Annotated in this window: 11 protein-coding genes and 1 tRNA gene; 5 read left to right on the top strand and 7 right to left on the bottom strand. The window is 33.9% G+C overall.

All coding sequences use genetic code 11. The features are described from left to right. Positions 1-386 precede the first annotated feature (386 nt). From NMY3_RS11855 to NMY3_RS11845, 3 genes are read right to left on the bottom strand one after another with little or no spacing between them, the layout of a single operon-like run. Positions 387-2,630: a phage/plasmid primase, P4 family gene (locus tag NMY3_RS11855; protein ID WP_196816055.1), complete on the bottom strand. Its 2,244-nt coding sequence runs from the start codon at positions 2,628-2,630 to the stop codon at positions 387-389. After that, the gene (locus NMY3_RS11850; protein ID WP_196816054.1) at positions 2,631-2,834 is read right to left on the bottom strand and encodes a hypothetical protein; all 204 of its coding nucleotides are present in this window, start codon (positions 2,832-2,834) and stop codon (positions 2,631-2,633) included. A 3-nt stretch (positions 2,835-2,837) separates the two neighbouring features. Then, positions 2,838-2,993 carry a DUF7557 family protein gene (locus NMY3_RS11845; protein ID WP_196816053.1) on the bottom strand — a complete coding sequence of 52 codons (156 nt, stop codon included), beginning with the start codon at positions 2,991-2,993 and terminating at the stop codon, positions 2,838-2,840. A gap of 71 nt (positions 2,994-3,064) precedes the next feature. Here NMY3_RS11845 and NMY3_RS11840 point away from each other — a divergent pair, with 71 nt between their 5' ends. Beyond that, on the top strand, positions 3,065-4,006 hold the full coding sequence (locus NMY3_RS11840) for a hypothetical protein (RefSeq protein WP_196816052.1): 942 nt from the start codon (positions 3,065-3,067) through the stop codon (positions 4,004-4,006). A gap of 29 nt (positions 4,007-4,035) precedes the next feature. Here the strand turns inward: NMY3_RS11840 and NMY3_RS11835 are convergent, their stop codons facing one another. After that, positions 4,036-5,556, bottom strand: coding sequence for a site-specific integrase (locus tag NMY3_RS11835; protein WP_196816051.1), 1,521 nt, complete (start codon positions 5,554-5,556; stop codon positions 4,036-4,038). Continuing rightward, a tRNA-Ser gene (locus NMY3_RS11830) sits at positions 5,532-5,615 on the bottom strand. The genes NMY3_RS11835 and NMY3_RS11830 overlap by 25 nt, the downstream gene beginning before the upstream one ends. 155 nt (positions 5,616-5,770) lie before the next feature. Here NMY3_RS11830 and NMY3_RS11825 point away from each other — a divergent pair. Continuing rightward, a complete protein-coding gene (locus NMY3_RS11825) occupies positions 5,771-6,013 on the top strand; it encodes an Lrp/AsnC family transcriptional regulator (protein ID WP_196816050.1) in 243 nt (80 codons plus the stop codon). A 693-nt stretch (positions 6,014-6,706) separates the two neighbouring features. Here the strand turns inward: NMY3_RS11825 and NMY3_RS11820 are convergent. Then, complete coding sequence (locus NMY3_RS11820; protein WP_196816049.1) at positions 6,707-7,981, bottom strand: aminotransferase class V-fold PLP-dependent enzyme; 1,275 nt, start codon at positions 7,979-7,981, stop codon at positions 6,707-6,709. An 88-nt stretch (positions 7,982-8,069) separates the two neighbouring features. On the opposite strand from NMY3_RS11820, the gene NMY3_RS11815 reads away from it, so the two are divergent. After that, on the top strand, positions 8,070-8,759 hold the full coding sequence (locus NMY3_RS11815) for a hypothetical protein (RefSeq protein ID WP_196816048.1): 690 nt from the start codon (positions 8,070-8,072) through the stop codon (positions 8,757-8,759). A gap of 20 nt (positions 8,760-8,779) precedes the next feature. On the opposite strand, the gene NMY3_RS11810 is transcribed toward NMY3_RS11815, so the two are convergent. Continuing rightward, positions 8,780-9,109 (bottom strand): hypothetical protein, encoded by a 330-nt coding sequence (locus NMY3_RS11810; RefSeq protein WP_196816047.1) that lies wholly within the window; start codon positions 9,107-9,109, stop codon positions 8,780-8,782. Between the two features lie 83 nt (positions 9,110-9,192). On the opposite strand from NMY3_RS11810, the gene tmk reads away from it, so the two are divergent. After that, positions 9,193-9,792 (top strand): dTMP kinase, encoded by a 600-nt coding sequence (gene tmk, locus NMY3_RS11805; protein ID WP_196816046.1) that lies wholly within the window; start codon positions 9,193-9,195, stop codon positions 9,790-9,792. Positions 9,793-9,829: 37 nt separating this feature from the next. Further along, the gene (locus tag NMY3_RS11800; protein ID WP_196816045.1) at positions 9,830-11,131 is read left to right on the top strand and encodes an HD domain-containing protein; all 1,302 of its coding nucleotides are present in this window, start codon (positions 9,830-9,832) and stop codon (positions 11,129-11,131) included. Positions 11,132-11,149: the final 18 nt, after the last annotated feature.

Raw genomic sequence — 11,149 nt, 5'->3', positions numbered from 1 at the left:
ATGAGTATAAACAAAAATGCAAAAGCCGTAGAGTAAAGGCTCTTAGGGATTTTGTCAAAAGTGCTTTACTCAATAAGTTGATGCCTGTAGTAGTAAACATTTAAGGTGCACTAATCATCAATCATTAAACGCTGTTAAATTATTATTTGCGATGATAAGTAGTTATTTAACGCAATTGGCATAATCAATTAGTTGAAAGGAGCCTAAGTGAGACGTCAAGGCGGTCATAGATGTGATGGGTTTTGTATTGTTATTGCTTTTTTTGACGTGGTATATATATTAAAAACCAGAAGTAAAAATGCAGTGACTCTGACGAGTGTGACGTCTATGACGGGTTGGATGTAATGGAAAGGTAATACAAGTGCAGCACAAACTGGAAAATTCACTTAAATTGGTAGTATAACCTGATGCTGCTTCTCCCTGTCAGGTACATACTCTGGTTTTAATCTTATTCCGAACCATATGGTTCTTCTTAAACCAGATCCTTCCCTTCCACTTTCATATCTCAATTTTGCAATTTCTTTCCCTAATGCCACCATAGGTTTGTGAGGAAGCTTGTAAATGTTACAATATTTTCTATAGGCTTCAAACAAATGTTCCTTAACAACATAATCTGTAGTCAATGATTCATCGGCAACGGCTTCCGCAAGAAAAGCCTTGACAGGATTTACGGCACGTTCATGTTTTATTCTTCGCGCTTCTGCAGTTTTTTCATTTAGATGGATACCCCTGTTCTTTAGTAAAAGTCTCAAAGAAATCATTAATACATTAAAAATGCCACTCATCTCCTCCTCAGTACTTAATTTAGCCAAAAGGTTTATGTCGTCTTTTTTCCCTTCAAAGCTGTTTGGAAAACTAATGATTATTTCTCTTCTGTAAATTGCCACAGTCTTTTCAATGGATTCAGCTATAGTATTCGCATTGAAAAACAACTTGGCGTACAAATATGTATCATATGCCTTTCTGTACTTCTCCTCTATCCTTATCGGCTGCTTTCTTCCACCAGTTAATTTTTTCAATATTGAAATGTCTTTGATAAAATTATTGGAAAGCTCTGTATCGATGTTTATAGACTTGTTTTCAAGATCGGATAAAGCAAATCTGTTATCTATTAGACTTAACAAAGAGACGTTACTAACATTCTCTTCACCATGAAGTCTTGTTAACAGACCAGTAAACACACTCTTTCCGTTAGATCCATACCCATACAACTTAAAGAAATATTCAAACGGGCAGTCACGATAGAAAGTATAGGCCATCGCTTCAATCGCAGTTCTTATTTCACTCAAATAAAGGACCTGACTTAAATATTTACCAAATAACTTTGGCCTTGCTTTTGGGTCATACGTAATAGGCTTTTGATCAATCGAATAATAGGATGGACTATGAGACAATAATCTATTATTTTCTATATCGTACAAACCGTTTCTCAGATTAACAATATTCATATCCTTGTCAAAGCAACTCTTCGATTTGTAAGTTCTGCGTCTTATATGTCCAAGTATGTCTTCTACTTTTCTGTTGTTAAGCAAATAATCAAACCTTTGTTCTACTAATTTCTTGATTAGAAACTCGCCTCCATTTACATATACCCCGTTATTATAATACAGAATTTCGTCTGACTCTTGTAATGTAACAAAGTTACATTCACTCATTACATATTCTGAAGCCTCTGATACCACTGGGTCATCCGGTTCATTGCTTCCAAATAATAATTCCTGAGCTCCTTCCTTTTTTTTTCTATCAATAAATTTCTTGGCGCTATTCCAAAGTTTTTGGACTTCCTTTTCTTCTAATGGAGGATCACAATGTTGAATGTTTAGTCCGTTAATCCAACCTTTGATGATTTCATCTGATACAATCCCTGAATTCCTCTGGATTAGGGATTCCATCATACGGAGAAGGGCTTCATGTCTATTGCTACCCTCATAAATCTTAAAATCTTTTTTGAATAATTCTGTAATAGAAACATGATTTTCACTTGACTTTTTATCTCCTCCTGGGTGTCCATACTTAATATAAATTTGATTGAGTAAAAGCTCTAGTTTTTCAGACTCCACACTGGTAAGTACATTCGGTACATTTGTACCAACAATTTGATAATATGATCCATTTTTGTGCTGTGATGGAGTACAATACATTATCCCATGTTGGCCTATGGACTTTACTTCAATAGCGGGAATTTCACCCGCTTCTGTGTTTTTGGTCGAAGTATGTAATCCGCTCCTCTTGGACAACGGCTTCTCTACAATAAAATAAACATGTGCTTTCTCAGGATTGTCAGGATGCTGTTCCACGATGGTCATCTTTGCTAGATCATCCAATGAATGAGCTTCTGGAAAACTTTCCAAGAATTCCTCAATACCTTTTTTATTGTCAAAGTCAATACATGCGAGATATTTATCTTTGTATTTTCCTCGCCATATTTCCCCGGCTATAATGGCCATACCATCTTTAAAATTATAATTTTCCTTTAGCCCGTCAAATAGGTCAGTCGGTATCGATGTTTCTTGAAACTGTGACCACCTGAAGAAGGTCTCCTTCTTCATTGTATTTGCAGGTATAACATTAACTCCTATTTCGTGATACCAGTAATCTGCCCAATCATTTGGACTATTATTATTTCTCAATTAGGTATCAAACCCACTATTCTTTTGGAATGGTTGGAACTTGGTTATGCATTCATCGCAGAGATAAAGTAAAATAGTTCCAAACGTACCTGCTCTTACTTCAATTTTTTCAGTTTGTTTATTGATACAACCAAAGCCATTGCATATATCTTTAAATTTATGTCCAGGGTATGTATTATTTGTAGAAAATGATTCCTTAGTCAATTTCTATCTACGTTCCTGTTCAGCTGATTCTGTAAAATCAGTTGGACTTTTTATCGATATATCCAAGAGCCTGTTTATTATGTCATCATACGTCTGATCTTTGGTGCCCGTCTTGCGTAATCTACTTCGAGTATCCTTCTCAATAACTATAGTAGCCATTGTCAATAATTATATACAACAACTTATTGATATGTATATATAGATATACTAGTATACTAAAAACTATACGAATGGATAAAGACGATATCACGGTAACAAGCCTTACTAACAAATCCTTAAGAAAGGCTATAATAAACTACATTGAAAACCATCCTGATTGTTCAAAAGAAGAATCAATTAGATACTGTGAAAATGAATCAAAAGGGTCTAGGGTGACGGTGAGAAAAATGATCGATAAGCTAGTCGGAGAAGGAGTCATTATCCAAAGGAAGGATAAGGAGAATGCAAGGTCGTATAAGTTGACGCTGAGTCCTGATAACCTACTTATGACCGTCCCAAGAGATTTGGATGAAATATTTTTGCGCTTCAGAATATTCTATGATATACTTCAAGAAAAGAAAAACAATGGTTTTCAGATTTCAAAACATCCAAATACCGTCGACCACCAATATTATCGCCGGATCATGGACCACTTAACTTTGGCCCCATTTAGGCTAATAGATGTAATTAATGATATTTACACTTTTAATTTGATTGTTTTACTACCTTTCAAACCTATAAATCGTATTAGTAGAAACAAACTATATGATTGCTATTTTGAAAGTCAAAGAAAAATGTATTCGATTGTAATTGAGGAAGACCAATTTTCAACTAGAAGTTATGCTCCTGAGCAAATTAAGAAAACAGATATTTACAATACATTTCTGAGTGGCAAAAAAGAATTCATAATTGACAAAGTATGCAATCTTTCAAGAGTTTGTACGGCTGTTGGTATTGATAACGAGCTGTACAAAGTGTTAGATCTTCTTTGGACAAGAAATATCGATGCCACTAATTTGTTGTATGAGATTGATTATAAGACCGAAGTAAATGAGGAATTCATTGACTATAAAATCGGTAACAAAAATAATAACATAGATAATAAAATGGTAAAGAAAATACATGATTTAATTGATTATTGGATATTGTTCATGGATACAAGTACGGCAGAAGATAGGATGTTCAAGAATTAATTTTCATTGCCAATAGATGTAAAATAAGCTTACTCCTTTTCTATTACTGTCTGTAAGACTTCTGGTTTTACATTTGCTAAGTCATTGTTTTGTTGAATAAGCAAAAGGATCTTGTTCATTCCTTCTTTCATTAATCCCATATCTTTTTCAAGTTTGTCGATCTTTTGTCTATCTTCATTTCTTACTTCTGAATAGGAATCATAAGTCAAAACCATTCTGCATTTTACACAAAATTTTGAATGCAGTTTATTAGGTTCGTTACAATTAGGGCACTGTCTAGGTCGTAGGGTAGTGTTGTCATTTTCCTTGTCTTGGGGATCAAGTATCCCTTTATATTGTAGAAGAGATTTTGCAGATTCATTACCAAAATAATGAATATATGTTTGTGGCATTTTACTTGACATCGACCATCCCGCGTGGTCTCTTAAGACGTGCTCCTTTAGGATTTGCGATTTTTGAGTGAGCGCGGAATGTCGCAAGACATATAGGTTCCATTTTTTAGTAATCAGGTTCCGGATTAACGCCTTATCAGCTTCAGGAACTGTTTGATCTTCCAAGAGTCTGGGAAAAAACCTTATTTTATAGAAATATTTGTACTGATAAGTCAGCCCATCGAGAGTAAGTTTAGATCCAAATGCTGTATTGGGTTTTGATACGAACAACCAGGAATCAGGATTTGACCCTGTAGGATGCAAGTTGATCAATTCCTTTACATAGGGAATTGAATCAATGAGAGGTACAGTCCGTGACTTGGTTTTTCCTCCCTTGATTAGGACTTCAGCATACTGTTTATTGTCCTTGGTCTTTTTGAAAATTATATCCTTAATTTTTAGGTTCAAGATTTCATGAGGTCTGGCCGACATATCATTAGCTAGTGCGTGATAGCACCGATCCCTAACATTTGGACAATATCTTAAAAAAATAGTATGTTCTAGAGGTTCCCATAAGTCTGAAGGGGAGTAGGGAGTTTTTTCCTTTCGCGGCAACTGTTTAATACCTATCATGCATTCTGGCGTGATCCTTTGAGATTGGTTTGGTTCTTGAGGATTATACAGCCACCTAAAAAATTTATTTAGAATAATTTGTCTACCATTGTATGACCCTACCCATCTTTGAGTTGGATCCTCAGAAACAGGTCTTCTCAAATTATTTAGAAATGAGAGAATATCTTGTTTACTCATTTTAGAAAACAATTTCTTGTTCTCATGGAATACCGAAAGCCAGACAAGGATTTTGATTCTTCCTTCCTTTGTAGAATTTTTTATATTGATTTCCGTTTCTTCTGAAATTAGATAATCACAAACAGTATTTGCATTCTCGGTGTTATGATTATATAATTCAATCAAAATCTTGTTAAAGTACGGTTTTGAACAGGACTTTGTTATGGAGTATATTTTTTCAGATATTGTTCTATTTTTATCCTCTTCCTCAAAACCGAGAATAGTTTCGTGCGCCAAATGTGTCGTTCTAAAGTCATTTGTATTGTCATTACTTTTAAAATTGTCGTACAAATACCCAAGATAAGCGCGGGGAGTGGGATTCGAACCCACGAGTTCTTGCGAACATGGGATTAGCAATCCCACGCCCTACCAGGCTAGGCGACCCCCGCTTTACCATTATTTTTTGGCATGGTTATATTAATTATTTGCAATCAAAATTTTTCTTTCGACACAAAGTAGCCCGAGGAATGTTTCATAAATATCTCCTAGGCTCCATTATGATTTGCTAATAAAGATTTAATACTTTATACACCTTCTGATAAGTATGCCAACTGCTTATGTATTGTTAAATTGTGATCTAGGATCTGAGAGCGAGATTATTAAGAAAATTAAACAGGTTCCAGAAGTAATTGAAGTGAATGGAGTGTTTGGAGTTTATGATATTATAGTTCGAATATCATCTGACAACATGGACAAATTAAGAGAAATTATTACCTGGCAAATTCGGAAAATAGATAAAGTTCGATCCACCTTGACGATGATAGTTATTGAAGGACAATCACGTTGAATAACTAATCTTTTTTTATGAATTCTTGTTCGTATAAATAATTTGATACGAAAGTCATATCAAGGTAGTGCCGAACACACAAAATTCGTATCAATATTAAAATAGCAATTATTTATTTTTTTACCTTTGGTTTTTTTCGTATATCTTATAATTTAGTAAATCTGATTTATTAATCCAGTAAGAGAAAATATCCATATTACTTATCTAAAAATAGAACATGTCTGATCTAAAAAGGATTAAGAGGGACGAAATTCCAAAATATTATTGTTACCATTCTATAATCATACAATAGAACTGAACTTCCTGGAGGAAACTCAGCAGTATAACTTAATTTCTAATTTCTATACCCCTGACTAATTCAACCATTTAAAAGACAAATTTAATCTGTGCACATCGATCGCCATGGATATCATGGCAATAAAGATATTACGATCCCTTCAATATGGTGATTTCAATATTATTTCAAATTAATTTCATGAATTAATAAAAAATCTCCCACAGTCATTCCGAAGACATTCCAAGTCTTTCTACAGCACATTTCTTACTAATTTGGCTTAACAACATCCTATACTAAACGGTTTCTGTTCCTTTAACAGGGCATTCCAAATAATTAATTTGTTTGGATTTAAGAAAAAAAGAGATCTGACCTGATGCTTTTGCTATATCAATACTAATCTAACTCTAATCCTTACCCTAATCTAGAACTTTTATCAATGATTTTATTGTGTTACCTGTCCTTACCATTTCATCTTCTGAATTGTAAAAATGTGGGGATGCTCTCAAGATTTTTTTTGTACCTATCTCTCTCCCTGCCAAAATCACACCTTCTTTTTGTAGTCTTGCATTTAATTTTTGAATTCTAGCATTATTTTGTTTTCTGAAGGAAAATGAGACAAGCGATGATCTAAAGTCTTCTGAGGCTGCCTCATGCAATACCAGTTCATTCATCTTCATTAATTCCTGTCTCAATATTGAAGCAAGGAATTTATTTCGTTGAAAAATATTGTCTATTCCTATTCTTAGCAAATATCGCAATGATGCTTCAAGTCCTGCCAAACCGGGGAAGTTCCTAAAAGTAGCTTGATACTTTTCTGGATACTTGTGATATTTGGTAGATTCCCTTGATTTCTTGATTTTGTCTACCTTTGCGTTTTTATTTTTCAATGATACTAGTTCTGCTGTTCCTGATCCAATGAACATGGGACTCAAATCTTCCATTACCTGTTTTTTAACATAGAGTATTCCAACCCCTAAGGGCCCGCAGAGCCACTTAAAGCTAGGAAAAGTCAAAAAGTCGCATTTCATCTTCCTTACGTCGGTAATCAAGGAACCTACACTTTGAGCTCCATCAATGGAAAACAGTGTATCTTTGTTACTTTTTTTAATAATGTTTCCCATTTTCTCAATTGGAGTTATAGATCCATCATTATAAATTACATGACTCGTAGAGACTAATTTAAAAGTGTTTTTCTCATATATACTTGTAAAATTCTCTATTAATGATTCTCCATAAATCCCGACCTTTTCTTCTGGAAATGTTCTGACTTGCAGGTTTTTTTCTGCCGAGAGTTTTATCCATGGCAAATAATTTGAAAAGTGTTCGTTTAAGGAATTCCTAATCAATAACTTATCATTCCCCTTCCAAGGCAGCCCATTAGAAATCATGTTGATTCCTTCTGTAGTACTTTGGGTAAAAATAATCTCATCTTCGTGCCCATTTAAGAGATCCGCTACCCGTTTTCGTGTCTCCAATTTAAGTTCGTCCAAATAACCTGTAAACTCTTTAGAATCTGGTCCAACTTCAGAATATCGTATGTTAAAATCTGTTATTGATTTGATAGTGGAAATGGGAAGAGGGGTAATCGAACCATTATTCAAATAGATTTTCTTCTTGGTTATATAAAAATCTGTACTGATGCTTTCTAACATTTCTTTATCAAAAAAAGTCATATTCTCTTGGTTACTCAATATATATCAGATTAGCCATTATTATTTAAGGTGAGCTAAAATACTATCCTCATTCCTATATCCTATAATCTCAAGTGGGATAAATTTAATGTATTATTATGATATAAATGCTAAAATAACCTTAATAGAGAAATTAGTCACCGAATTTAGAAGTTGGAATATATTGCTTATGGATTTCGACACCCAATTATCTTGCCTAGAAAATAATCAGCTATTATGTCCAAATTGTGATCCTCATCCTAGTCTTGAGATATTTCTTCCATACCAAATAACCCATGATGCAATGATCACCAAGCTTATTGAATACGATAAATGCAATTCACTCATTGTAATAGATTCGTTAAATGGATTGTTAGATTACTTTAATTTTAATGAGAATGTAGTTTCCAACAATGACAAAAAAAATGCGGACAGCACCAAAAGTATGGCCAGGTTGAATCGTAATACGACAAAACACTCTGGATACAAAAGTCTTAATCTAATAAAAATAATATTTGAATGTCACTCTAAAAAGGATATACCCGTAGTAATCACATCATATCAGTCACAAAGCAGCATCGATCGATTGATGTTTGAAACGATTACTACTGATGCGTTTCCTTACCAAGAAAATAATCATTTTAGGAGGATATCGAACTTGGTTTCTTTACTGGAATATTTTCACGATAAAGATGATTTGTTCATAACAATCTTAAAAAAAACTCATGGTCTTGCTTACAAAACTTTAACTGGTTTTCCTAAATTTCCGCATACGCGGAAAATAAAAAAGAACCTATAACAGATTCATAAGTTGATTCTTTAGGCCTTTAGTTCCATTATTTTGTACATAAAGATTAAAGATACCATCATTATCAAAAAGCCGGAACCCAACAAGGCATATTTTTCATGCAGTTTTTCTACATTAAATGCCTTGACAGCAATAAGGGCACCAACAAACCCAAATACCAACAAAACAATCCCTATCATTGTCTCATAATTGTTTTGCACTGCTCGAGATGGTAAAAAAACAGCCTGATTATAATCATGGCCTTCTATAATTGCATTTATTACTCCAGCAGAAAATGCAAAGTATATCAAGACATAAATACTAGCTAAAATGATCACAGGTTTGATAAATCCAAGTTTCAATGCTGTAGTTTAATCTAAAGGATTTATAAATTAAAACTTTTTCACATATTACTTATGTTTAGGTCAAGGGATAAAGTGTAATCATGGAACACAAGGGTAAAATCATTGTACTAGAAGGCCTTGACAAATCAGGCAAAACAACCCAAGCTCATTTGTTGCAGGAGTACCTCAATGATAAACATACCGGTCAAATAGAATTATTTAGCTTTCCAGATTACACTACCAAAATAGGAGCATTAATACGGTCCTTTTTAGATGGCAAGGTCCAATACAACGCCCAAACAAAACACATGCTTCTTTCAGCAAATAGATGGGAGAAAAAAGAACGTATTTTAGAGGCCTTGAAGTCTGGAAAAACAATTATCTTAAATAGATATTGTCAATCCAATCTAGTTTATGGCCTTGCCAATGGATTAAACATTGATTGGTTGTCTGTCCTGGATAAGGGCATGCCAAAAGAAGACGTTACTATAATACTCGATGTAAATCCTCGTGTTTCGTATTTACGAGGTATTGCAAATAATTTTGTCCTTGATGATTTTGAGAAAAATCTAGAGTTCTTGGATAAAGTAAGAAATAATTATCTTGAACTGGCTAAAAAATTTAATTGGCATGTTTTACATTCGGATAATTCTAAAGAGATTGTTTTTAATTCAATCCTTGAAATTATAGGAGAACACTAACTATTTAGAACATGGATCAAGAAAGTGGTGAAGAATAATGGTTTTGAAATACGTTGGAGAAATTACTGATCCAATACATAAAAACATAAAATTTACACATGTTGAGAAGGAGATCATTGATACCGACATTTTTCAAAGACTCCGGAGAATTCGTCAGTTGGCTGGTGCACATCTTGTTTATCCAGGGGCACTTCATTCCAGATTTGAGCATTCTTTGGGCTCAATGTTCTTGGCCGGGATGGCAGGCCAAACATTATTTGATAAGGGTTACTTTACAGATATCGATTTAATCCAGCAGCTTAGGTTAGCAGCCCTTTTACATGATGTTGGACACGGTCCATATTCTCATCTATTTGAGGAAATTTTAAAAGATTCTAAAAATAGTTCTCACGAAAACCTCGGCGAGAGAATAATCTTAGAAACCAAAATTTCTGATATTGTTAAACAAAATGGATACAATCCTGTTACTATATCTTCTTTGAGTTTTGGGAAACATAAGTTGGGTTTCTTAAATGAAGTAATTTCTGGCGGATTATCTGTAGATTTGATGGATTACCTGCCGCGTGACAGTTATTTTTCAGGAACTGAATATGGAAAAGTAGATTATTTTAGAATTATTAATTCTCTGGAAGTTTCTTCTTCAAAAGTATTGGGGATAAATAAATCCGCATTATATTCGTACGAGTCGATGCTAATCTCACGATATCAGATGTTTAAGTCAGTATATTTTCACAAAACAGTTAGGTCAGGCGAAGTTATGATATTGCATTCGATGAAACATCTCAATCAGTCACTTCACCTGACTGATTTTGATTCCCTTGAGGATTTCTTTAATTTGCATGACGAAAAGGTCCTTGAATTGTTGTGCAATTTTCGATCGTCAAAGTCAAGACCTATGGATTCTTTTGCCGTGAAACTTGCAAGAGATTATAAAAACCGAAATTTACTCAAGTGCATTTATGAATACTTTTCATTGTCTAACCAGAGATATGAAAACGATCGCGAAAATAAACAATCCAGACGCCTTAATAGTAGGACTGTTGATTTTGAAAAACAAATAGCCATAATGAAAAACATTATTGGCCGCAACCAAGAGTTTGGGGAACCAGTTTTTTTAGATATTTCACGTGCTCCATCGATACCCTTGGCCCCAAAAAAAGAAGAGGTTACATCCATTATGATAATTAGCGAGCAAGCAGAATACGAAAAGTCTTTTGATCAGTTACCATTGATTAATGTCATTACTGGATACCTTGATATGATGAGAGTATATACCACAACAGAAAAAAGGAAATTCTTTGAATCTATGCTAAAAGATGCTGAAAACCAAAATTTCTAACGATTTTTATAATCACAT

It is taken from the genome of Candidatus Nitrosocosmicus oleophilus, from assembly GCF_000802205.1.
GTDB classification, from domain to species: Archaea; Thermoproteota; Nitrososphaeria; order Nitrososphaerales; family Nitrososphaeraceae; genus Nitrosocosmicus; species Nitrosocosmicus oleophilus.
This window is presented reverse-complemented; position numbering and strand designations above follow the sequence as displayed.